This window comes from Microbacterium sp. JC 701 (assembly GCF_021026215.1).
GTDB classification, from domain to species: Bacteria; Actinomycetota; Actinomycetes; order Actinomycetales; family Microbacteriaceae; genus Microbacterium; species Microbacterium algihabitans.
Genome location: NZ_JAJNCV010000002.1, coordinates 329,265 through 350,968, shown reverse-complemented (window position 1 = coordinate 350,968; position 21,704 = coordinate 329,265). Strand labels below are relative to the sequence as shown.

At 71.0% G+C, this 21,704-nt stretch carries 22 protein-coding genes and 1 tRNA gene; 15 read left to right on the top strand and 8 right to left on the bottom strand.

Annotated features, from left to right (window positions below; genetic code table 11):
- Nucleotides 1–20: 20 nt before the first annotated feature.
- Nucleotides 21–803, top strand: coding sequence for an MOSC domain-containing protein (locus tag LPW41_RS09570; protein WP_154096585.1), 783 nt, complete (start codon nucleotides 21–23; stop codon nucleotides 801–803).
- Nucleotides 804–827: 24 nt separating this feature from the next.
- On the opposite strand, the gene LPW41_RS09565 is transcribed toward LPW41_RS09570, so the two are convergent.
- Nucleotides 828–1,526, bottom strand: a complete 699-nt coding sequence (locus LPW41_RS09565) for a trimeric intracellular cation channel family protein (RefSeq protein ID WP_144833682.1) — start codon at nucleotides 1,524–1,526, stop codon at nucleotides 828–830.
- 244 nt (nucleotides 1,527–1,770) lie between these two features.
- Here LPW41_RS09565 and LPW41_RS09560 point away from each other — a divergent pair, with 244 nt between their 5' ends.
- From LPW41_RS09560 to LPW41_RS09550, 3 genes are all read left to right on the top strand, one after another.
- Nucleotides 1,771–2,346, top strand: a complete 576-nt coding sequence (locus LPW41_RS09560) for a hypothetical protein (protein WP_154096586.1) — start codon at nucleotides 1,771–1,773, stop codon at nucleotides 2,344–2,346.
- 62 nt (nucleotides 2,347–2,408) lie between these two features.
- Complete coding sequence (recO, locus tag LPW41_RS09555) at nucleotides 2,409–3,137, top strand: DNA repair protein RecO (RefSeq protein WP_144833678.1); 729 nt, start codon at nucleotides 2,409–2,411, stop codon at nucleotides 3,135–3,137.
- A complete protein-coding gene (locus LPW41_RS09550) occupies nucleotides 3,134–3,937 on the top strand; it encodes an isoprenyl transferase (protein WP_144785182.1) in 804 nt (267 codons plus the stop codon). The genes recO and LPW41_RS09550 overlap by 4 nt, the downstream gene beginning before the upstream one ends.
- 4 nt (nucleotides 3,938–3,941) lie before the next feature.
- Here the strand turns inward: LPW41_RS09550 and LPW41_RS09545 are convergent, their stop codons facing one another.
- The 3 genes from LPW41_RS09545 to LPW41_RS09535 are packed head-to-tail and all read right to left on the bottom strand — an operon-like array spanning nucleotide 3,942 to nucleotide 6,284.
- Nucleotides 3,942–4,865 (bottom strand): hydroxyacid dehydrogenase, encoded by a 924-nt coding sequence (locus tag LPW41_RS09545; RefSeq protein WP_222123933.1) that lies wholly within the window; start codon nucleotides 4,863–4,865, stop codon nucleotides 3,942–3,944.
- Nucleotides 4,858–5,457, bottom strand: a complete 600-nt coding sequence (locus LPW41_RS09540) for an RraA family protein (protein WP_144833677.1) — start codon at nucleotides 5,455–5,457, stop codon at nucleotides 4,858–4,860. The genes LPW41_RS09545 and LPW41_RS09540 overlap by 8 nt, the downstream gene beginning before the upstream one ends.
- Before the next feature lie 29 nt (nucleotides 5,458–5,486).
- A complete protein-coding gene (locus tag LPW41_RS09535; RefSeq protein WP_222123932.1) occupies nucleotides 5,487–6,284 on the bottom strand; it encodes an IclR family transcriptional regulator in 798 nt (265 codons plus the stop codon).
- A 121-nt stretch (nucleotides 6,285–6,405) separates the two neighbouring features.
- On the opposite strand from LPW41_RS09535, the gene LPW41_RS09530 reads away from it, so the two are divergent.
- The 9 genes from LPW41_RS09530 (at nucleotide 6,406) to dnaG (ending at nucleotide 16,710) form a co-directional block, all read left to right on the top strand.
- Nucleotides 6,406–7,392, top strand: a complete 987-nt coding sequence (locus tag LPW41_RS09530; protein ID WP_230704688.1) for a tripartite tricarboxylate transporter substrate binding protein — start codon at nucleotides 6,406–6,408, stop codon at nucleotides 7,390–7,392.
- Nucleotides 7,389–8,000, top strand: coding sequence for a tripartite tricarboxylate transporter TctB family protein (locus tag LPW41_RS09525; RefSeq protein ID WP_230704687.1), 612 nt, complete (start codon nucleotides 7,389–7,391; stop codon nucleotides 7,998–8,000). The genes LPW41_RS09530 and LPW41_RS09525 overlap by 4 nt, the downstream gene beginning before the upstream one ends.
- The gene (locus tag LPW41_RS09520) at nucleotides 8,000–9,511 is read left to right on the top strand and encodes a tripartite tricarboxylate transporter permease (RefSeq protein ID WP_144833671.1); all 1,512 of its coding nucleotides are present in this window, start codon (nucleotides 8,000–8,002) and stop codon (nucleotides 9,509–9,511) included. Before LPW41_RS09525 ends, LPW41_RS09520 begins: the two co-directional genes overlap by 1 nt.
- Nucleotides 9,508–10,725, top strand: a complete 1,218-nt coding sequence (locus LPW41_RS09515; protein WP_230704686.1) for a CaiB/BaiF CoA-transferase family protein — start codon at nucleotides 9,508–9,510, stop codon at nucleotides 10,723–10,725. Before LPW41_RS09520 ends, LPW41_RS09515 begins: the two co-directional genes overlap by 4 nt.
- Nucleotides 10,722–11,522: a citryl-CoA lyase gene (locus tag LPW41_RS09510; protein ID WP_144833667.1), complete on the top strand. Its 801-nt coding sequence runs from the start codon at nucleotides 10,722–10,724 to the stop codon at nucleotides 11,520–11,522. Before LPW41_RS09515 ends, LPW41_RS09510 begins: the two co-directional genes overlap by 4 nt.
- Before the next feature lie 90 nt (nucleotides 11,523–11,612).
- Nucleotides 11,613–12,296 (top strand): DsbA family protein, encoded by a 684-nt coding sequence (locus LPW41_RS09505; protein ID WP_230704685.1) that lies wholly within the window; start codon nucleotides 11,613–11,615, stop codon nucleotides 12,294–12,296.
- An 82-nt stretch (nucleotides 12,297–12,378) separates the two neighbouring features.
- Nucleotides 12,379–13,545, top strand: coding sequence for a tRNA dihydrouridine synthase DusB (gene dusB / locus LPW41_RS09500; protein WP_144833663.1), 1,167 nt, complete (start codon nucleotides 12,379–12,381; stop codon nucleotides 13,543–13,545).
- Nucleotides 13,535–14,869 (top strand): deoxyguanosinetriphosphate triphosphohydrolase, encoded by a 1,335-nt coding sequence (locus LPW41_RS09495; RefSeq protein WP_144833661.1) that lies wholly within the window; start codon nucleotides 13,535–13,537, stop codon nucleotides 14,867–14,869. The genes dusB and LPW41_RS09495 overlap by 11 nt, the downstream gene beginning before the upstream one ends.
- Nucleotides 14,869–16,710, top strand: coding sequence for a DNA primase (gene dnaG / locus LPW41_RS09490; protein WP_230704684.1), 1,842 nt, complete (start codon nucleotides 14,869–14,871; stop codon nucleotides 16,708–16,710). The genes LPW41_RS09495 and dnaG overlap by 1 nt, the downstream gene beginning before the upstream one ends.
- A gap of 67 nt (nucleotides 16,711–16,777) precedes the next feature.
- On the opposite strand, the gene LPW41_RS09485 is transcribed toward dnaG, so the two are convergent.
- Entirely contained in the window at nucleotides 16,778–17,371 is a 594-nt protein-coding gene (locus tag LPW41_RS09485; protein ID WP_230704683.1) for a hypothetical protein, read from the bottom strand.
- Nucleotides 17,372–17,589: 218 nt separating this feature from the next.
- On the opposite strand from LPW41_RS09485, the gene LPW41_RS09480 reads away from it, so the two are divergent.
- Together LPW41_RS09480 and LPW41_RS09475 are read left to right on the top strand one after the other, a co-directional pair.
- Nucleotides 17,590–18,363: an ATP-binding cassette domain-containing protein gene (locus tag LPW41_RS09480; RefSeq protein ID WP_230704682.1), complete on the top strand. Its 774-nt coding sequence runs from the start codon at nucleotides 17,590–17,592 to the stop codon at nucleotides 18,361–18,363.
- A 62-nt stretch (nucleotides 18,364–18,425) separates the two neighbouring features.
- Nucleotides 18,426–18,501: transfer RNA gene (locus tag LPW41_RS09475), tRNA-Asn, on the top strand.
- A 66-nt stretch (nucleotides 18,502–18,567) separates the two neighbouring features.
- Here the strand turns inward: LPW41_RS09475 and LPW41_RS09470 are convergent.
- From LPW41_RS09470 to LPW41_RS09460, 3 genes are all read right to left on the bottom strand, one after another.
- A complete protein-coding gene (locus LPW41_RS09470; protein WP_187358405.1) occupies nucleotides 18,568–18,741 on the bottom strand; it encodes a hypothetical protein in 174 nt (57 codons plus the stop codon).
- Between the two features lie 99 nt (nucleotides 18,742–18,840).
- Nucleotides 18,841–19,890 carry a hypothetical protein gene (locus LPW41_RS09465; RefSeq protein WP_230704681.1) on the bottom strand — a complete coding sequence of 350 codons (1,050 nt, stop codon included), beginning with the start codon at nucleotides 19,888–19,890 and terminating at the stop codon, nucleotides 18,841–18,843.
- 10 nt (nucleotides 19,891–19,900) lie between these two features.
- On the bottom strand, nucleotides 19,901–21,562 hold the full coding sequence (locus tag LPW41_RS09460) for a serine/threonine-protein kinase (protein ID WP_230704680.1): 1,662 nt from the start codon (nucleotides 21,560–21,562) through the stop codon (nucleotides 19,901–19,903).
- Nucleotides 21,563–21,704: the final 142 nt, after the last annotated feature.

Sequence of the window (21,704 nt, the reverse complement as noted above, 5' to 3'; positions counted from 1 at the left end):
GTCGATGCGAGGATGAAACCGTGATCCGCGTCGACGCCCTCTACCGCTATCCCGTGAAGGGCTTCACGCCCGAGAAGCGCGACAGCCTCGTCATCCAGGACGACGGCCGCGTGCAGGGCGACCGCTCGCTCGTCTTCCGCTTCGCCGATGCCCTCGAGCCGGCGGATGCCACGTTCCCCAAGAGCCGCGGACTCGCGCTCATGACCTTCCCGACGCTGGCGCGCGTCGACCTCACCCTCGACGACGAGGCGCTGACGCTGCGGCTGCAGGTCGACGACATCGACGTCACCGCCGATCTCAGCGACGAGGGCCGTGCCCGACTCAGCGCGGCGATCACCGCCTACCTGCGCACGACGAGCGATGCGAAGCTGCTCGAGGCCGACGGCATCCTGCCCCTCGGTCTTCTCGGCGACGGCCGCACCGCACGCTTCCAGGACCGACCGCGCGGATTCATCTCGCTGCACGGCGCGGCCTCGGTCGAGGAGGTGGATGCCGCGGTGCCGGCGCCCGTCGACGACCGCCGCTTCCGCTCGAACATCGTCCTCGGCGGCACCGCGCCGTGGGCCGAGCTCGAGTGGCACGGCCGCGTGCGGATCGGCGAGGTGGAGTTCGAGGTGCAGAAGCCGATCGAGCGCTGCGCTGCGATCACCGCGAACCCCGACACAGGTGTGCGCGACGCCCGGCTGCTGCGGGTGCTGACGACGGAGTTCGGTCAGTCGGAGCCGACGCTGGGGATCCTGTTGCTGCCGGTCGTTGATGGAGGCACGATCCGGGTCGGCGACGAGGTCACGCCGCTCGGCTGACGCGCGCGGGGGTCAGAGCCCGGCTCACTCCGGCTCATCCATGCGGATGATCGGGATGCCGGTGGTCTCGACCGCGACCTTGCGGCGGTAGAGCTTGCGCTGCTCGGGCAGTGACAGGTCGAACAGCACGGCGAGCACGCGGATGACCGTCGTGACCGCCACGCCGATCACGGCGGCGACCGGCAGCGGCACGCCGAACGCCGCGACGGTCGCCAGCACCGCGCATCCGCCGCCGGCCGCCACGGCGTAGAGCGAGCCGACGTGCATGATGGCGACCGGCAGGCCCATGAGCACGTCGCGCAGCACGCTGCCCCCGGCCGCGGCGAGCACGCCGACGAACACCGCGGGCACGGCCGGCATGCCGAGGGCGAGCGCCTTCGAGGTGCCGAACGCGCCGAACAGCCCGATCACCACCGCGTCGAGCATGACGATCGCGCGGTTCAGGCGTTGGAAGATCCCCGACAGCAGCATGCCGACGATCGAGGCGAGCGTCGCGGTGATGAGGTACCAGTTGCTCTGCAGGGTCGCGGGGGTGAGCCCCAGCAGCAGGTCGCGGATGAGACCACCGCCCATTCCGAGCAGGATTCCGATGATCGCCACCCCGAGCAGGTCGAGGCGCCGCTGGCCCTGGAAGCCGGAGGCGAACAGCGCACCCTGCACACCGCCCAGGGCGACGGCGGTGAGATCCGCCCACAGCGGGATGACGAAGACGGACTCGTTCACGGTATCCATTCTCCGGGACGCGCGCGATCGGCGTGCGGAGGCGCGTGCGCGGCGATGGAGATACGCGGGTCACCGTGGTGCCCGCGGTGTGTAGCACCCGGGCCGGGTCGCCGTCCAGCGAGAGCGCGAGCAGCTGGGATGCGTTTTCATCGAGGGCAGGGGGCCGATTCGGTGCGCCCGGAACGTCGATGCGACCACGAGTCGCCGGGGGAGACTGCCGATGCACTGGGGGGCGAATTCGAGCGTGGCGGTGGCCATGCTCATCGCGGGGGCCATCACCGCGATCGTGACGGCGATCATCCGACGTTCACCGTCGGCGGCGACGGCGCGGGCGACACGAGAGGGCGTGCTGTTCGTCGTGTCGACCCGGAAGTGGCAGCGCGTCCTGATCCGCACGGTCGGCGTCGCGGTCATCGTGCTCGGCAGCATCCTGCTCCTGGCCGCGGCGGGGGTGAAGGACCCCGAGACGAGCATGGTCATCGCCGGGGCGGCGATGTTCGTCGGCGGCATCCTCTTCGTGTTCCTGGCGCGGGGGATGAAACGCATGCGACTGGAGGTCGCCCCCGACCTGGTGTGGTCGTTCGGTCTGGTGCGCGGACCGAACGCGGTGCCGGTGGCTGAGATCACGCGGTTGGAGCCCAACCCCGGCGACCGGTTCGGCGGCATCCTCGCGAAGACGGAGGACACGACCCGATTCGGCGCGACCCGACTCATGCTGGGCTACCCTCAGCTGATCGACTTCCTGCAGCACACCCGCCCCGACCTGCCGATTCCCGACGGGTCGTGGCCCCTGCAGCAGAGAGCGGCGACCCCCCGCTGATCCAAGCGGCGTGCCACGGCGCTGCGCAGGCCGCTCACGGGTGGGCGGGCCGATAATGGACTGTGCCCACCTACCGCGACGAGGTCGTGGTCCTGCGTACCCACAAGCTCGGGGAGGCGGACCGCATCCTCACCCTGCTCAGTCGCCGCAACGGCAAGATCCGTGCGGTCGCGAAGGGCGTGCGCCGCACCTCGTCGAAGTTCGGGTCGCGCCTCGAGCCGTTCATGGTCGCCGACGTGCAGCTGTTCAAGGGACGCAACCTCGACATCGTGCAGCAGGCCGAGTCGCTGGGTTCGTACGGGGCCGAGATCGTGGCCGACTACGACGTGTACACGACCGCCAGCGCCATGGTCGAGACCGCCGATCGCCTGAACGAGGCCGAGGCGACGCCCCAGCAGTACCTGCTGCTGGTCGGTGGGCTGCGGTCACTGGCCCGCGGCGAGCACTCCGAGCGCAGCGTGCTCGACTCGTACCTGTTGCGCGCCATGGCCCTGTCGGGCTGGGCTCCCGGGCTCACCGAGTGCGCGCGCTGCGGCACCGTCGGCGACCACGACTACTTCCTCCCGCAGCTCGGCGGCGTCGTCTGCTCGACCTGCGCCCCGGCGGGCTCGCCGCGCGTCGCGCGCGACACGGTCGACATGCTCCGCGCCCTCATGGCGGGGGAATGGGACACCATCGACGCCGCCCCCGGACGCACGACGGCGGCGGCCTCGGGCCTCGTGGCCGCCTACGCGCAGTTCCACCTGGAGCGCGGCATCCGTTCCCTCTCGCACCTGGAGTCGCATCGATGACACCCAAGCCGTTCACGCACCGCGACGCCGTGCCGTACCGCCCCCTCGACTGGACGGGCGAGTACCCGCCGGCCTTTCCGAAGGGCGCGGTTCCCGAGCACGTCGCGATCGTGATGGACGGCAACGGTCGCTGGGCCAACCGCCAGGGACTCACCCGCGTCGAGGGCCACCGTGCGGGCGAGGCGGCTCTGCTCGACGTCGTCGCCGGCGCGATCCAGGCGGGCGTGAAGCACCTGTCGGTCTACGCCTTCTCCACCGAGAACTGGTCGCGCTCACCCGACGAGGTGCGCTTCCTCATGGGGTTCAACCGCGAGGTGCTGCACCGCCGCCGCGATCAGCTCAACGAGTGGGGTGTGCGCATCCGCTGGTCGGGCCGCAAGCCGCGCCTGTGGGGCTCGGTCATCAAGGAGCTTCAGCACGCCGAGCGCCTCACCGAGGGCAACTCGACGCTGACGCTGACGATGTGCGTCAACTACGGCGGTCGGGTCGAGATCGTGGATGCCGTGCGCCGCATCGGCGACGACATCGCGTCGGGCAAGCTCAAGCCGTCGGCCGTGACCGAGAAGCTCATCCGCAAGAACCTGTACCAGCCCGACATGCCCGACGTCGACCTGTTCGTGCGCTCGAGCGGCGAGCAGCGCACCTCGAACTTCCTGCTGTGGGAGTCGGCGTACGCCGAGATGGTGTTCCTCGACACCCTCTGGCCCGATTTCCGCCGCACGCATCTGTGGGAAGCCATCGGGCACTACCAGTCGCGCGACCGCCGCTTCGGCGGGGCGGTCGACAAGCCGACGGCGTGACGCACTAGGGGGCGAGTTCCGCGCGCAGCGAGACTGCCGCCTCCATCGCGACCCGACGCATGGCCTCTCGCGTCTGCCCCCCGATGTGCGGGGTCACGACGACGTCGGCGCGACTGCGGAGCGGATGATCGGCGGGCATCGGCTCGACCTCCGAGACGTCGAGACCCGCACCGGCGACCTCGCCCGTCTCGAGCGCCGCCAACAGCGCACACTCGTCGACGACTCCACCGCGCGAGGTGTTGAGCACGACGGCGTGCGACCGCATCCGCCGGAACTGCGCGGTGGAGAGCAGGCCGCGCGTCGCCGGGACGAGCGGCACGTGCACGCTCACCGCATCGGACTGCTCCAGCAGCTCGTCGAGCGACCGCGGCTCGGCGCCTGCCGTCCGCACCTCTTCGTCGCTGAGACCCGGGTCGTACGCGAGAACGCGCATTGCGAACCCGCCCTGTCCGATCCGCGCCACGTGCCGCGCGATGCGTCCGAAGCCGATGAGACCCAGCGTCGACCCGCTGAGCTCACCCCCGATCAAATCGGCGCGATCTCCCCGACCGCTCACGGCGGCGCCGATGCCCCGCCGCACAGCCAGGAGCAAGGCGATGGCGTGCTCGGCGACCGAGAGCACGTTCGCCTCGGGGGTCGTCGTGATCCGGATGCCGTGTTCTCGAGCGAACGCCGTGTCCACGGTGTCGGTGCCGACGCCGTGGCGCGCCACGATGCGCAATCGCGGCATGCGGCTCAGCTGCGGCGCATCGAGGCGGGCCGTGCGCAGCAGAACCCCCTGCACGAGGGGAGCGACCGCGTCTTCGTCCGCGGGCTCAGCGCCCCAGCCGCGGCGCACGTCGGCCCACGTCTCGAGGTCGGCTACCGCGTCGGCGTGCACCTCGCGGGGGATCCACACGACCGGCCGGCCGGCACTGGTCTCAGCCACGGGGCGTCAGAGCGCGATTCGCGGCTCGGCGTTCGGCTTCGCCGCGCACGAGCTCGTCGGCGGCGGCGGTGACCTCGGCGATGCGCTCGCGCGGGACGACCGCGACTCCGTCGGCGTCGCCGACGACCCAGTCGCCCGGCGCCACGGGCACGCCGCCGAGCGCGACCGTCTCGCCCAGCCGGTAGGGACCGGTCTTCCAGGGCCCGGCGGGGGTCACGGACCGCGCGAACACGGGAACGCCCACCTCCCGCAGTTCGACGGCATCGCGGGCGGCGCCGTCGAGCACGATGCCGGCCACCCCGAGCGCCTTCGCCTTCTCGGCGACGAGCTCTCCGATCAGGGCCCGCGTGTCGTCGGAGCCACCGTCGACCACGAGGATCTCACCGGCGCGGATGACCTCGAACGCCGCGTGCACTCCCTTGTTGTCACCGGGTCGGGTGAGGACGGTGGCCGCGGGGCCCGAGACGACCGCACCCGCCCACAGCGGCGAGATGCCGCGCGCGATCCCGAAGCGCTCCATCGCATCGCCGATCGTGGCGGCAGCGTAGGCGCCGGGCGGGGGATACTCCGCGGTTTCGGAAAGAGTGCTCATCGTCGGGCGGTCCTCTCGTCGGGGTGGATTCAGTCGAGTGCGGGTGGCAGACCGGTGTGCTGCAGATCGGATGCCGCGGCCTCGAGCGCCTCGAGGAACACGCTCACGCGCTCCTCGGTGAAGCGCGCCGTGGGTCCGCCGAGACCCAGCACCACCGCGGGTCGACGGTCGTCGCCGTCGCGCACGATCACGGCGACGCCGCTGTTGCCGGGTTCGCGCGCCCCGTGCGAGACGGCGTGACGGTCGCGGGCGGCCTCGGTCACGGCCTTACGGAACGCCGCGGCCTCGACACCGGAGAGCTGGTCGACCGGGGCGGATGCGAGCACCTGCTCCGCGGCATCCGGACCGCTCGCGGCGACCAGCAGAGTCGACGAGGCGCCGACCAGGAGAGGCATCTCGTCGCCGACCTGCACGACGTGGCGGAGCGAGTAGGGGCTCGGCGACTGCGCGACGGCGACGCGGCGCATGCCGCTGCGCACGTAGAGACTCGCGGTCTCACCGGTCTCCTGCGCGAGGCGCGTCATGCGCTCCGCGGTCTCTTCGGGAACGGCCCACGCCGCCTCGGCGAACGCAGCGAGACGGATCAGGCGTGCGCCGACGGTGATGCGGCCGTCGGCCGCGTGTCGCAGCATGCGCTCCCCGACGAGGGTGTCGATCATCCGCAGCACGGTGGTGCGGGGGAGGGCGCTGTCGCGCACGATCTCGGCGACCGAGAGCATCGGTCGATCGGCGGTGAAGCTCTGCAGCACCTGGAACGCCCGGGTCACGGCGCGGACGCCGCCACCCTCGGCGACGGACGTCTCGCCGCTCTCGTTGCTCGCCGACATCGTCATCCCTCTCGCGTCGCACCGGTTGCGCCCGCTCTGAGATCGAGTGTACCGTCAGGTGGACATCGGAGTCCACTAGATGGACACCCCAGTCTCCACCAGATCACGAAGGAGTGACGACGTGAGAACCAGACGCGTCCTATGGAACGCGCTCGGGATCGCTGCCACCGCCGCCCTCGTCGGCGTGGCCGCGGTGAACGCCAGCGGCTCGACCGCGGGTGCCGATCCACGGACCAAACTGACCATCATGGCCCCGGCTGCGCCCGGCGGCGGGTGGGATCTCGCTTCTCGCGAATCGCAGCAGGTCCTGCGCTCGACCTCGGTCGTCAACAACGTGCAGGTGGTGAACGTGCCCGGAGCCGGCGGCACGATCGGCCTCGGCCAGTTCGTGCAGCTCGGCGCCGATCCGACGAACCTCATGATGACCGGCACCGTCATGGAGGGCGCGATCACCGCGAACGGTTCGGCCGCCAGCCTCGCCGACACAACCCCGATCGCGCGGCTCGCGGAGGACTACATCGTCTTCATCGTCCCCGCGGATTCGCCCTTCCAGACGCTCGACGACTTCGTGCGGGCCTGGCGCGAGAACCCCCACGGTCAGGCCGTCGGCGGCGGTGGCATCGGCGGCACCGACCACCTGCTCACCGGCCTCACGGCGAAGGCCGCGGGCATCGACCCGGCCGAGCTCAACTACGTCTCGTACGCCGGTGGCGGCGAGGTGCTCACCGCCCTCCTGTCGAACACGGTCGCGGTCGGCGTGAGCGGATACAACGACTTCAGCGACCAGATCGAAGCGGGCCGCCTGCGTGCGCTGGCCGTCTCGGCCGCGGAGCCGGTGCCGGGCATCGACATCCCGACCTTCATCGAGCAGGGCGTCGACGTCAACCTGCCGAACTGGCGCGGGCTGGTCGCCCCTCCCGGCATCACCGACGACCAACGCGACGAACTCGTCGCCATCGTCGAGCAGATGGCCTCGACTCCCGAATGGGAAGAGGTGCTGGAGCGCAATCGCTGGCGCGACGCGCTTCTGACCGGCACCGAGTTCGCGACCTTCATCGAAGAAGACCAAGCGCGCGTCGACGCCATCATCGAGGAGCTGGGCCTGTGAGCGGCGTCATCCCCACCGTCCCGCGCACGCATCGCGCCCGCGCCTCCGACGGGTTCTGGCGCCGTCGCACCGGACTCGTCGTCCCCGCGATCATGCTGCTGGTGGGCATCGGCCTCGTCGTCGGCACGCTCACCATGACCGTGCCGGCGAACACGGCTCCTCCGGGTCCGCAGCTGTTCCCCGCCATCGTCGCCGCCGCGGTGATCGTGCTGGCCGTGCTCCTCGCCCTCGACGTGATCCGCCGGCCCGAGCCGGTCGAGGTCGCCGACGCCGCAGCGCAGGAGAACGACGTCGACATCGACGACGAGGCGCTCATCGCAGCCGTGGAGGGGCGTGAGCCGGAGGCGCCCACGGTGCGTCCGCGCAGCAACCTGTGGGCTCTGGTCGGCGCCGTCGGCACCGTCATCGTGTTCATCGCGGCCCTCACCCCGCTCGGATGGCTGCTCTCGGGCGCCTTCCTGTTCTGGGGCATCGCCCGATCGCTCGGCAGCCGCCGCCCGGTCTTCGACATCTTCCTCTCCCTGGCGATCTCCGCCATCGTGCAGATCGCCTTCTCGGGTGGTCTCGGACTCAACCTGCCGCCTGGAATCCTGGAGGGCCTCTTCTGATGGATGCGCTGGTCAACCTGGGGGAGGGCTTCGCCGTCGTCCTCACCCCCATCAACATGCTGTGGGTGCTCATCGGCGCCGTCCTCGGCACAGCGGTCGGCGTCCTGCCGGGCCTCGGCTCGGCGATGGCGGTCGCGCTGCTGCTGCCCGTCACGTTCTCGCTCGACCCGATCGGCGCGTTCATCATGTTCGCCGGAGTGCTGTTCGGTGGGCTCTTCGGAGACTCCATCGCCGGCATCCTGATGAACACCCCCGGCAACAGCACCGCGATCGCGGGCTCCATCGAGGGTCATCGCATGGCCAAGAGCGGACGCGCCGCGCAGGCCCTCGCGACCTCTGCGATCGGTGCCTTCATCGGCGGCATCATCGCCTCGATCCTCGTGGTGTTCTTCGCCCCGCGTCTCGCCGAGCTGGCAACGCTCTTCGGCCCCGCCGAGTACCTCGCCCTCGCCGTCTTCGCCTTCGTGGCGATCTCGGCCGTCGTCACTGACTCAGTGGTGCGGGGCCTCGCGGCCCTGGCGATCGGCCTCGCGATCTCGGTCGTGGGCATCGACGGAGCGTCGGGCGCATCACGCTTCACGTTCGGCCTTCCGGAGCTGTTCGACGGCATCGACATCGTGGTGATCACGGTCGGCCTCCTCGCTCTCGGCGAGGTCTTCAGCGTCGCCGGACGCCGCGGCACCCCCGACGACACGAAGCTGCTCGCCTCGAGCGGGCGCCTGTGGTTGTCGTTCCGCGAGCTCCGCCAGGCGCTGCCCGCGTGGCTGCGCGGCACGGCGATCGGCGTGCCCTTCGGCATCATCCCCGTCGGCGGCTCCGAGGTGCCGACCTTCCTGGCCTACGGCACGGAGCGCAAGCTCGACGCTCGCCGCAAGAAGCCCATGTTCGGCCGCGGAGCCATCCAGGGCGTCGCCGGCCCCGAGGCCGCCGGAAACGCCACGGCCGGTACCGCCATGGGCGCCCTCCTCGCCCTCGGCCTGCCCACCTCGGCGACGGCCGCCATCCTCCTGGCGGCGTTCCGTCAGTACGGTCTGCAGCCGGGACCGCTGCTGTTCGAGCGGGCGCCCGATCTGGTCTGGGCGCTGCTGGCGAGCTTCTTCGTCGGCATGGTCGTGCTGCTCATCCTGAACCTGCCGTTCGCACCCCTGTGGGCGAAGCTGCTGAAGGTGCCCAAGCACTACCTCTACGCCGGGATCACGGTGTTCGCGATGCTGGGCGTGTACGCCACGAGCAGCAAGATCCTCGACCTCGTGCTCGTCCTCGTCGTGGGTCTGCTCGGTTTCCTGATGCGCCGCTACGGTCTGCCGGTCGCCCCGATGCTCATCGCGATCATCCTCGGGCCGCTGGCCGAGACCGAGTACCGCCGCGCCATGGCGGTCAGCGAGGGCGACGCCGGCATCCTGGTGTCGAGTCCCATCTCGATCACGCTGTACGCGGTGCTCGCCCTGGCCATCGTGGGGGTCGTCTTCACGAGGGTGCGCGCGGCGCGGAAGCAGAGGGTCGCCGCATGACGGATGCCACGGCGTCGGGGCCCCTGGCGGGAGTGACCGTCCTCGACCTGACGAACGTGCTGGCGGGCCCCTACGCGGCCTACCAGTTGGCGCTGATGGGCGCCGACGTCATCAAGGTGGAGACCCCCGACGGCGGCGACCTGGCCCGCCGCCTCGGGACGTCGGCCGAGCTGAACGCCCAGCTGCTGGGCATCTCGTTCCTGGCGCAGAACGCGCAGAAGCGATCGATCACGCTCGACCTGAAGACGCCCGGCGGCGCCCAAGCCCTCCGTCGGTTGGTGGCGACGGCCGACGTGCTCGTCGAGAACTTCCGTCCCGGCGTGCTCGAGCGGCTGGGGTTCGGGTGGGATGCCCTGCGCGCACTGAACTCCCGCCTCATCCTGTGCCAGGTGTCGGGATTCGGCCAGACCGGCCCCATGCGTACGAAGCCGGCGTACGACCAGATCATCCAGGGGTACTCGGGGATGATGAGCGTGACCGGCACCGACGAGACGGGGCCGTTGCGCGCGGGCTTCCCGCTCGCCGACACGATCGGCGGGCTCGCGGCGGCGTTCGCGATCTCGAGCGCGCTCGCCGGGCGCGCCCGTACCGGAGTGGGCGCGGTGATCGATGTCTCGATGCTCGAAACCGCGGTCACCGCGATGGGCTGGGTGGTGTCGAACCTGCTCGTCGACGGTCACGAGCCGCGCCCGCTGGGCAACGACAACGGAACGGCCGCCCCCTCGGGGGCCTTCGCGACCGGTGACGGCATGCTCAACATCGCCGCCAACAAGCAGGAGCAGTTCGAGGTGCTGTGCACCCTTGTCGATCGGCCCGACCTCGTCGCCGACGAGCGCTTCGCCGAACGCGAGAGCCGCAAGGCGCACCGGGCAGCACTGACCGCCGAGCTCGAAGCGGCGCTGGCGGCACGGTCTGCCACGGAGTGGGAAGACGTGCTGAGCTCGGCGGGGGTGCCCGCAGCGGCCGTCCTCCGCGTCGACGAGATGCTCCGCAGTCCCCAGATCCGCGAGCGCGGACTCGTTCACGAGCTGCCCTTCCCGGGCGGCGGCGACGAACCGCTGCGCGTTCTGGGCAACGGCATCCGGATCGACGGGGTTCCTTCCGCGCCCGTCACCGCCCCGCCTCTGCTCGGCGAGCACACCGACGAGATCCTGGCTGCCCTCGGCTACACCGCCGACGAGGTCGCCGCCCTGCACGAGGAAGGCGCCGTATGAGCGACGATCAGCTGGCCCCCGTCACCGCGTGGTGGGCGACCGCCATCACCCGCATCCAGCCGGGGGAGATCGCCTTCCGCGGTCGACCCGTGCAGGATCTCATCCGCACAGCGGGGTTCGTCGAGACCATCTGGTTGATGGTCACCGGCGAGGATCTCGACCCGAAGCGCGGACGCCTGCTCGAGGCGACGCTCGTGGCCAGCGTCGATCATGGGCCCCAGGCGCCGTCGATCGCGAGCGCACGGATGGCAGCCACCTGCGGCGTCGGCATCAACTCGGCCATGGCGAACGGCATCAACGTGCTCGGCGACACCCACGGCGGTGCCGGTCAGCAGTGCGTCGCGATGCTCAACCGCATGGTCCGGGCGCACGTCGACGAGGGGCGCCGCCTCGACGACCTCGCCGCCGAAGAGCTCGCGCAGCACCGCGCGCGAAAAGCGTTCGTCCCCGGGTTCGGGCATCGCTTCCATCCGGTCGATCCGCGCCGCGATCCGCTCCTCGCCCTCGTGGAGGACGCCGTGGCATCCGGGGCCGTCTCCGGCGACCACCTGCGCGCGGGTCTCGCGATCGAGAAGGCGCTGTCGTCGCGCCGTGTGCCGATGAACATCGACGGCATCTCGGCGATCGTGTACGGCGAGCTCGGCGTCGAGCCCGAGCTCGCGCGAGGACTCTTCGTGCTGGCGCGATCCGTCGGCATCCTCGCCCACGCGTGGGAGGAGACCGGGTCGGGCCGACGCATCAAAGGCCCCCTGCCTCCTCCGCTGCTCGCCGACTACACCGGTCCCGCGGTGCCGTAGCGTCTCGGCATCCGGAGCGCGAGAATATTCGGAGGCACCGATGGATGCCGTTGACGGAATAGATCAATGATCCGAGAGGTTGCACGCGATATGACGGATGCCATCAAGATCGACGTGTGGAGTGACATCGCCTGCCCCTGGTGCTACATCGGCAAGCGGAACCTCGAGAACGGCCTGGCCGCCACGGCCGCCGACGACGACGCTCCGGTCGTCGAGATCGAGTACCACTCGTACGAGCTCTCGCCTGACACCCCCGAGGACTTCGACGGGGGAGAGGTCGACTACCTCTCGCAGCACAAGGGCATCTCGCCCGAGTCCGCGCGCGAGATGCTCGACCGCGTCACCGGCGTCGCCGCCGATGCCGGGCTCGCGTACCGCTTCGACATCCTCAAGCACACCAACACCGTGAAGGCGCACGAATTGCTGCACTTCGCGAAGGAGAACGGCAAGCAGCTCGAGTTCGCCGAGGTGCTCATGTCGGCGTACTTCCTCGAGGGCAAGCACGTGGGTCGCGACGACGACCTCATTGCCCTCGCCGTCGAGGTCGGTCTCGACGAGGCCGAGGCCCGCGAAGCCCTCTCGTCGCAGCGCTTCCGCGCCGCCGTGCGCGCCGACCAGGAGCAGGCCCGCCAGTTCGGAATCACCGGCGTCCCCTTCTTCGTCATCGACGGAAAGTACGGCGTGAGCGGCGCGCAGCCGGTCGAGGCCTTCAGCCAGATCGCCCGCCAGGTGTGGAGCGAGCGTCGCGAGGTCGCCGAGACCGCCGACGCGTGACCCCTTCTGCACAACCGGTGCCCGTTCCCGATCCGTTCGGGGGCGGGCACCCGTGCGTGCGACCGTCTGGGAGAATGGAACTGTGAATACGGCATTGGCTCCGGCGCGGACGCTCCGCATCGGCAACATCGAACTCGACGCTCCCGTCGTGCTCGCTCCCATGGCCGGCATCACGAACACGGCGTTCCGACGCCTGTGTCGCGAATACGGTGCCGGTCTGTACGTGAGCGAGATGATCACGACGCGCGCGCTCGTCGAACGCAACGACACCACGATGCGGCTCATCCGCCACCACGAGTCCGAGACCCCGCGCTCGATCCAGCTCTACGGCGTCGACCCGGCCACCGTCGAGGCGGCCGTGCAGATGATCGTGGCCGAAGACCACGCCGACCACATCGACCTCAACTTCGGCTGCCCCGTACCCAAGGTCACGCGTCGCGGCGGGGGAGCGGCCCTGCCGTGGAAGACCTCGCTGTTCCGCGAGATCGTCGAGCGCGCGGTGAAGGCGGCGGGCGACAAGCCGCTGACCATCAAGATGCGCAAGGGCATCGATGCCGACCACCTCACCTACCTCGAGGCCGGGCGCATCGCCGAGGGCGCGGGGGTCTCCTCCATCGCGCTGCACGCCCGCACGGCATCCGAGTTCTACTCCGGCCAGGCCGACTGGGCGGCGATCACGAAGCTGAAAGAGACGGTCACGAGCGTTCCCGTGCTGGGCAACGGCGACATCTGGTCGGCCGACGACGCCGTGCGCATGATGGACGAGACCGGCTGCGACGGTGTCGTCGTCGGTCGCGGCTGCCTCGGTCGTCCGTGGCTCTTCGGCGACCTGGCGCGCGCGCTGGGTGGCCCGGGAGCCGCCCACGGCGAGCCCGTCGACGCCACGCTCGGTTTCGTCGCGAAGGCCTTCCGCCGCCACGCCGAGCTGCTCGTGGAGTTCTTCGAAGACGAGGGGCGCGGATGCCGTGACATCCGCAAGCACGTCGCGTGGTACTTCAAGGGCTACCCCGTCGGCGGCGAGCTGCGCGCGAGCCTCGCGACCGCGTCGACCCTCGACGAGATCGACGAGCTGCTGGCCACGATGGAGCTCGACGCCCCGTACCCGGGCGCCGCGGCCGAGGGGCAGCGCGGTCGCGCCGGCACGCCCAAGCGCCCGGCCCTGCCCGACGGCTGGCTCGACTCCCGCGAGATCGGCCACGATGCCGGTCGCGCCCTCGCCGACGCGGAGTTGCACCACAGTGGCGGTTGAGGCGTCGCCGACGGTCGCCCGACCGCTCGGCTACGACGACGTCGACGCGGCGCGCTTCCACGTCGAGAACCACCGCTCCCAGCGCGACGACTTCGCGCGAGACCGCGCCCGCGTGCTGCACTCCGCGGCGCTGCGGCGCCTCGCCGCGAAGACCCAGGTGCTGAGCCCCGCGAGCCCCGCCGACTTCGCCCGCAACCGCCTCACGCACTCGCTCGAGGTCGCGCAGGTGGGTCGCGAGCTCGCGACGGCGCTGCAGCTGTCGCCCGACGTCGTCGACACGGCGTGCCTGAGCCACGACCTGGGTCACCCGCCCTTCGGCCACAACGGCGAACGCGCGCTCAACGAGTGGGCCGAGAACATCGGCGGCTTCGAGGGCAACGCGCAGACCCTGCGCATCCTCACGCGCCTCGAGCCGAAGTCGTTCGGCGCCGACGGCGAGCCGTACGGCCTCAACCTCACGCGCGCGAGCCTCGACGCCACGTGCAAGTACCCCTGGACGGTCGACGAGCCCGTGCCCGACCCGGGCGGTCGCCTGAAGTTCGGCGTGTACCCCGACGACGAGCCGGTGTTCCACTGGATGCGCGGCGGCGCCCCCGCCCGCCAGCGCTGCATCGAGGCAGAGGTCATGGACCTCTCCGACGACATCGCCTATTCGGTGCACGACTTCGAAGACGCGATGGTCAACCGCTACGTCGACCCCGCCCGCCTCGCGTCGCGCGTCGGTCGCGAGGGGCTGCTCGACGCGATCCAGCGCTGGGTCGGCTACGACTTCGTGCGCGACGACCTCGCCGCGGGCCTCGAGCGCCTCATGGCCATGCCCGAGTGGATCACGTCGTTCGACGGCACGCGCCCCGCCCTCGCGCGGCTGAAGAACCTCACCTCCGACCTCATCGGCCGCTTCGCCCGCGCCGCCACCGCGGCCACGCGCGAGGCCTACCCCGCCGACGAGCTCACCCGCTACCGCGCCCACGTCATCGTCCCGGCCGAGGTCGAGGTCGAGATGGCGGTGCTCAAGGGCATCATCGGTGCGACCGTCGTCTCGATCGACGGCCGCAAGGTGCTGTACCGCGAGCAGCGCCACGTGCTCAAGCGCCTGGCATCCGCCCTGTGGGAGAACCCCGGCGCGCTCGACGCCCTGCACGCCCCCGACTTCGCCGCGGCCACCGACGACGCCGCGCGCCGGCGGGTCGTGGTCGACCAGGTCGCGAGCCTCACCGACCAGCTCGCGATCGCGTGGCACGGCCGACTCGTCGGAGAAGTGGATGCCGCCGAGCTCGGCGTCTGGGCTCCCGGCGCCCGCGCGGCCCGAGGAGCGGATGCCTGATGCCCCGCATCCGCCAGTCCGACGTCGACGAGGTCAAGGCGCGGGTCAACATCGCCGACGTCGTCGGTGAGCGCGTCGCGCTGAAGTCGGCCGGCGTCGGGTCGATGAAGGGCCTGTGCCCCTTCCACGACGAGCGGAGCCCGAGCTTCCACGTGCGCCCGCAGGTCGGGTACTACCACTGCTTCGGCTGCGGCGAATCGGGCGACGTCTACTCGTTCCTGCGGGCGATGGACCATGTCTCGTTCACCGAGGCCGTCGAGCGCATGGCCGCGCGCGTCGGTTTCACGCTGCACTACGAAGACGGCGGGCCCGCGCCCGAGACGACCGGCCGCTCGCGCCTGTACGCCGCGAACGCCGCAGCGGCGGAGTACTTCCGCGCCCAGCTCATGACGCCCGAGGCCGACACGGGCCGCCGCTTCCTCGGCGATCGCGGCTTCGACGCCGGTGCCGCCGCCCACTTCGGTGTGGGCTACGCCCCCAAGGGCTGGTCGCACCTCATGGATCACCTACTGGCCGAGAAGTTCACCCGCGACGAGCTGCTGCAGGCGGGGCTCGTGTCCCAGGGGCAGCGCGGCGTCTACGACCGCTTCCGCGGGCGCCTCGTCTGGCCCATCCGCGACATCACCGGACAGGTCATCGGCTTCGGGGCGCGCAAGCTGTACGACGACGACCAGGGCCCGAAGTACCTCAACACCCCCGAGACGCCGATCTACAAGAAGGCGCAGGTGCTCTACGGCCTCGACCTGGCCAAGCGCGACATCTCGCGCTCGCACCGGGTCGTCGTGGTCGAGGGTTACACCGACGTCATGGCGTGCCACCTCGCGGGCATCACCACGGCGATCGCCTCGTGCGGCACCGCCTTCGGCAGCGACCACATCACCGTGCTCCGGCGGGTGATGGGCGATGACAGCTCGTCGGGCGAGGTCGTCTTCACCTTCGATCCGGATGCCGCGGGGCAGAAGGCGGCGCTGCGCGCCTTCGCCGACGAGAAGCGGTTCGCCGCGCAGACGTACGTCGCCGTCGCCCCCGAGGGCCTCGACCCGTGCGACCTGCGCCTGCAGCGCGGTGACGGAGCCGTGCGCGCGCTGATGGACAACAAGGCGCCGATGTTCGAGTTCGTCATCGATCAGCGCCTCAAGGACTTCGACCTCTCCAGCGTCGAGGGTCGGGCCGGCGCCCTGCGCGCGGCGGCGCCGATCGTGGCCGACATCCGCGACCCCGCGCTCCGCCCGGGCTACGTGCGCGTGCTCGCCCGCCGCCTCGGTCTCGACATGCCCGAGGTGCAGTCGGCCGTCGAGCGCGCGGCCCGGGGCGCCGACCGTGCCGAGAAGCGCGACGCGCAGCGGGGCGGAGAGACCGCCGCCCCTGTCGCGGTGTCGGTGACCATGGCCTCGTTGCCCAACACGCGTGACGTCGCGCTCGAGCGGGGTGCCATGATGGCCTTCCTGCAGTACGGGCACCGCATCGAGACCGACCTGTTCCTCCGCGCCCTACAGACGCCGTTCGGGCACCCGGCTCTCGAGGCCGTGCGCGCAGCGCTGGCATCCACCGACCTCTCCCAACCCGGCTGGGCGGTCACCGCGGTCGAGGCCGTGCGCGAGCCGTTCCGCACGCTCGCCGTCGAGCTGCTCACGGCCGCGTTCCCCGCGCGCACCGAAGAGGGTGCGGTCGTGGCGGCCAACGACCTCGCGCGGGGCGTGCTGCTGCGCGAGATCGAGCGGCAGAAGGCCGAGCTGGTGCGCGGAATCCAGCGCGTCGCGCCGGGTTCCGAAGAGGGACGCAACCTCGGCCTGCAGCTGCGGGAGCTCGACGCCGACCGGCAGCGCCTGATCGCGTCCTGACGCGCTGGCGGGCGGGCGTCCGGAGCACCCGCCCGACGCCGGGAGATGTGTCGGCGCCTGACGCGATTCAGCCGTAGATCTCAACCTCGGCGGGATCTCGCAGCTCGATCTGCGCGACGCCTTCGTAGAGCGAGATCTCGCCCTCCGTGCACAAGGTCGCACCACCGTCTATCGGCTCGAGGCTGCCGACGTCCCAGATGACGATCTGGAATCGGTCGGGATCCGGGTCGTCGCGGCCGAGGTTCAGAAAGACGTCATCGTCGGAATTGCCACCGCCGGCCAGCGGTCCGCACACTCGCTGGACGGAGCCGGCAAAGCCCACAGCGTCTTGCCAGGAGATTCCTCCGCCTGGGTGATCTTCCCGAGCGCGATCGGGAGCAGAGAAAGGAACCGGAGCGGAGGAGTCGGATTCCGGTCGGAATTCCCAGACCCCCTCACGCACTTCGACACAGCCGTATCCGGGTGCTTTCTGCTGCGCCAGACCCTGCGGCATCGCGATGAGCATCTCGCACTGCTTCACGGGATCGACGGGCACCGCCTCGAGGGAAACCTCGTCTTCCGGCGGCTTCTGCGGAAACCCTGTGCAGCCGCTTGCCATCGCGGTGAGCGATCCGAGGGCGACCGCGAAATCGAGAAACGCGACGCGACGCGAGTGGATCACGCCGTCAGACTATTGCAGCGCAAGCGTCGTCATTGCACCCAGGAATGCAGAGCTTCACCGTCGACACCCGCCCGGGCGGAAGCGTCCGGGAGATGCGAACCGTCGCATCGTCTATCGAGTCGTCCGAACCGAATCGGTCACCACCGGCAACCGCGACCCCGAACGACCCGCGGGCGCAACGGCTGGCATCCGCCCCCTCCGTGGGCAAGGATGAAGGAATGCCCCGGCACCTCGACACCGACGTCGCCCTCCGCGCCGACGACCTCTCCCTCGCGCGAAGCGGGGTGCGCGTGATCGACGGGATCACCTTCACCCTCCCCGCCGCCGAGACCCTGATCGTGCAGGGGGCCACGGGTTCGGGCAAGACCTCGCTGGTCTCGCTGCTGGCCGGTCACCCCGACGACGGACTGACCGTGGTCGGGGGCGACGCGCGCGTGCACGGCATCTCCGCACGGCGTCCCGGTCGGGCGCGACGCGAGTGGATCTTTCACACCGGCTACCTGCCGCAGGGCGCCGGCGCAGCGCTCCCCTCGAGACTGACCGTGCAAGACGTCATCGCCGAGCCGATCACCAGCCGCGACCGCAAGGTCAACACGCGTGCCCTCGCGGTGCGCGTGGCGACGCTGCTCGACGAGATGGAGCTTCCGCTGGGCACGGCACCGAAGTATCCGTACGAGCTCAGCGCGGGCATGCGCCAGCGCGTGGCGCTCGCTCGCGCCCTGGTGCTCGAGCCGCGCCTGTTCGTCGCCGACGACCTGTACGCCAACCTCGACCTCGAGGTGCGCGCAGCCGCCCGCGCCTCGATCACGCGCCGCCGTGACGAGCGCGGGATGGCCTCGCTGATCGTCACGAACGACGCCGATGCGCCGAAGGATCTGGATGCCGATGTGCTCGTGCTGCACGCCGGTCACGCCATCGGCCTAGGCCATGGCGACGAAGCGCTGCAGTGGACTCCCGACGGCACGCCCGAGCGACGGATTTCGGCGGGCTGATTTTTCCGTCACCCTCGCGTGCTGTTAGTATCGTGGGGTTGCCCGCCGCGAGGTGAGCATGATCCTCGGTAGCTCAATTGGCAGAGCAATCGGCTGTTAACCGATAGGTTCTTGGTTCGAGTCCAAGCCGGGGAGCCACGAACGAAAGCCCGACGCACACGCGTCGGGCTTTCGTATTCTCTGCATACCGCGCGCAGCGCGGGATCAGATGCTCGGGTCGCGGTCCTCGGGATCGGCGCGGCTTTCGTCGAGGTCGTCCGTGCGTCGGGCTTCCGCCTCGACGGGATCGGCCTCCATATCGGGCACGATCGACGTGTCGTGTCGGTCGGTGTGCTGGGCGGCGGGGTCGGGAACGGGGAGTCGGTCAGGATCGCTCATGCCGCCATCCCACCCCTCCCGGCACGCTTCGTCATCACGGTTGACAGACAGCGGTCGAGTCGCACTTCCGCGGCGGCCCCACGAACGCGTGGCTACCCGTCAGACCCCCGTCACCGGCAGATCCTGGTCGCTGCGCGGCGGGTGCGCGACGAGCTCGCGCGCCTGGGCGGCGTCGACGTGCTGGGGGAAGAGCGACCGCGAGAACTTGCCCTTCGGGTCTTCCGGGGCGCGGGGGAGGGCGATCTGAGCGCCGTCGAGGGCGGCGAGGGTCGCGCGGCGCTGCTCGTCGCTCATCGCGAGGTCGCCGCGGCGGCGCAGAAGCAGGGGCGCGCGGAGCTTCTCGGGCCCCTCGAGCACGAGGAACAGCGACCGTGGGCCGCCGATGAACGTCGACGATGCCTGCAGACGGGCGGCGGTGAAGCTCGACCAGGGCGCCTCGCGCGAGCCCGTGCGCACGAGTCCGGCGCCGACGTCAACCGAGACCTCGGGCAGCAGCCGCGCGACCCACATGCCCGCGCCGATCACGGCCGCGACGAGAGCGAGCACCACGATCACGAGACCGAGGGTGCTGGCGCGCGCGATCAACAGCAGGATCGACGTCATCTGCCACACCGCCACGACCGACAGGGCGAGGCCGGGGAGCGCGAACAGCAGGATCGTGCCCCGGTCGCGGGGCGTCACGAGCACCCACCCGGTGGGCGCGGCATCCGGCTGCGTGTCGGGGGCATCGTCTTCGACCCGCGCCGCCACGCGTCGCGAAGAGAACAGGCCGATCACCCCCAGCACCAGCACGAGCACCCCGATGACCGATGCGCGGAGCGTTCCGTCGTCGGTGGGGAACACCACGGCGACGGCGATCAGGCCGACGCCGAGAACGAGACAAATGATCCCCTGCAGGCGCGTCATGCGGCGCAGACGTTCGCGGTCGCGCGTGCGGTCGACGGGGGTCCATCCCGGGGCGGGCTCGGGCTCCCACGATCGGCGTCCGAGCCAGACGGCTGCGAGGGCGACGGCGGCGACGCACAGCGCGAGGCCGAGCGCGCTCACGACGCTGATCACGCCGCCGGCGGGGAGGAAGACGACGGATGCCACACCCCCGGCCAGAGCGAGAACGAGAAGGACCGCTCCCGAGACGCGTGGCGACGGCATCGGCCGAGGGTCAGTTCTTGCCGGCGCCGGTCGCGCCCTTGCCGTTAGCGCCCTTGCCGTTAGCGCCCTTGCCGTTCGCGCCCTTGCCGTTCGACGAGCCCGGTCCGGTGCCGTTCTCCGACCCGTTGGCCTTCTCGCCGGGCGTGCCCTTGCCGTTCGACGACCCGTTGCCGTTGGACGAGCCGGGGCCCGTGCCGTTCGGCGAGGCGTTCTTCGCCGGCGGATCGGTCTGCTTCGCGGGCGTCTCGGGTTCGGCGATCTGCAGGGGAGTGTCGTCGGCGGGAGCCGGGGGCACGACCGCGGTCTCGTTCGGCGAGGTCTGGACGCTGCGAGACGACCCGCCACTGCTCTCTTCGGGTACGTTCACCGCGGGCTGCACGGCCGTGGTCCCCGCGGGCGCGGGGTCGACGGCCGGCGCGACCGACTCGCTCACCGTCGGCACGGGTGCGGGCGGGCCCACGGTGGTCGTGTCGCCCGCCGCCTGCAGAGACAACCCGAGCAGCGGGAGTCCGATCACGACGACGACTCCGGCCGCGGCGCCGACCCACATCCAGCGGCGACGCAATGCGTCGTGGGAAGCGGCGGCAGAGGCGGGCATGAGTCGCGCGCGACGCCGACGCCCCACGGCATCCGTCGTGCTCGAGGCTGCGACCGGCACGGCCCACGGTGCCGTCTCGTCGAGCGAGTCCGAAGCCGGGTCGGACGCGGGTCGCGCGGCCGTAGTGGCGCGGGCCGCGACCGGCACGGCCCAGGGGGCGGTCTCGGCCAGCGCCGGATCCAGAGCAGCCGCGCCGGTGGACGCCAGAGGCGCGGATGCCGTCGGGGGAGAGCTCATGAGGGTGGCGGCGCGCTCGGCCACGGTGCGCGCATCGGGTCGCTCCGCGGCATCCGGTGCCGTCATCGCGGCCAGCAGCGACCGCCACTCGTAGCCGAGGTGGCCGGGGATGGTGGGCTGTCGAGCCAGACGAGCGAGGAGGGTCTCCTGCAGCGATCCGCCGCCGAACGGGTGCAGACGCGTGAGTGCCTCGATCGTCAGGAGACCGAGGGCGTAGATGTCGGAGGCCGGCTGCGGCGTTTCGCCGCGCACCTGCTCGGGGGCGAGGTACGCGGCGGTGCCGATGATCGTTCCGGGGGTGGTGAGGCGGGTCGCGTCGAGCAGGTGAGCGACGCCGAAATCGGCGAGCACGGCCTCGTGGGATCGCGGACCCTGGTGCATCGGACGCAGGAGGACGTTGGAGGGCTTCACGTCGCGGTGCACGATGCCGGCGTGGTGCACGGCACCGAGGGCTGTGGCGAGATCGTGCAGGTAGCCGGCGACCTCGGCCGGCGGGATCTCGGCCTCTTCAAGGCGCCGCTGCAGGGAAGGGCCGGTGATGAGCTCCATGACGAGGTACACCTGGTCGTCGCCCGACAGGCGCGCGTCGTAGAGGGTGACCAGCGAGGGGTGGTCGAGAGCCGCGAGCACGCGGGCCTCCGACATGCGGCGCAGCGGGTCGGGCTCGGCGCTGGGATCGGTGAAGAAGACCTTGATCGCCACGTCGCGGCGCAGCACCTCGTCGCGCGCGCGGAACACGCGACCCATGCCACCCGCTCCGATGCGTTCGGTCAGCACGTACCGCGCCGCCAAGACGTCGCCCACGTGGAGCATCGAGGAATCGGGGGCGTGGCTCATCGGGTCCTTCACGGGCAGCGTGCCGCCGGGTGGGCGAGAACGGGAATCGAGTTTCCCGTCGATCCGGACATTACGGGTGCCGCGGCTTCGGCGATCGGGGGTGGAGATTATTCGCGACGCGAACCATAATTGTGGCCCCTCG

Bases quoted from the DNA above. Each gene is read 5' to 3' on its own strand.
- LPW41_RS09480 (WP_230704682.1), top strand. From the start codon at position 17,590: ATGCCCCGGCACCTCGACACCGACGTCGCCCTCCGCGCCGACGACCTC.
- LPW41_RS09515 (WP_230704686.1), top strand. From the start codon at position 9,508: ATGACGGATGCCACGGCGTCGGGGCCCCTGGCGGGAGTGACCGTCCTC.
- dnaG (WP_230704684.1), top strand. From the start codon at position 14,869: ATGCCCCGCATCCGCCAGTCCGACGTCGACGAGGTCAAGGCGCGGGTC.
- LPW41_RS09510 (WP_144833667.1), top strand. From the start codon at position 10,722: ATGAGCGACGATCAGCTGGCCCCCGTCACCGCGTGGTGGGCGACCGCC.
- LPW41_RS09465 (WP_230704681.1), bottom strand. From the start codon at position 19,890: ATGCCGTCGCCACGCGTCTCGGGAGCGGTCCTTCTCGTTCTCGCTCTG.
- LPW41_RS09460 (WP_230704680.1), bottom strand. From the start codon at position 21,562: ATGAGCCACGCCCCCGATTCCTCGATGCTCCACGTGGGCGACGTCTTG.
- LPW41_RS09520 (WP_144833671.1), top strand. From the start codon at position 8,000: ATGGATGCGCTGGTCAACCTGGGGGAGGGCTTCGCCGTCGTCCTCACC.
- LPW41_RS09540 (WP_144833677.1), bottom strand. From the start codon at position 5,457: ATGAGCACTCTTTCCGAAACCGCGGAGTATCCCCCGCCCGGCGCCTAC.
- LPW41_RS09505 (WP_230704685.1), top strand. From the start codon at position 11,613: ATGACGGATGCCATCAAGATCGACGTGTGGAGTGACATCGCCTGCCCC.
- LPW41_RS09550 (WP_144785182.1), top strand. From the start codon at position 3,134: ATGACACCCAAGCCGTTCACGCACCGCGACGCCGTGCCGTACCGCCCC.
- LPW41_RS09470 (WP_187358405.1), bottom strand. From the start codon at position 18,741: ATGAGCGATCCTGACCGACTCCCCGTTCCCGACCCCGCCGCCCAGCAC.
- LPW41_RS09535 (WP_222123932.1), bottom strand. From the start codon at position 6,284: ATGTCGGCGAGCAACGAGAGCGGCGAGACGTCCGTCGCCGAGGGTGGC.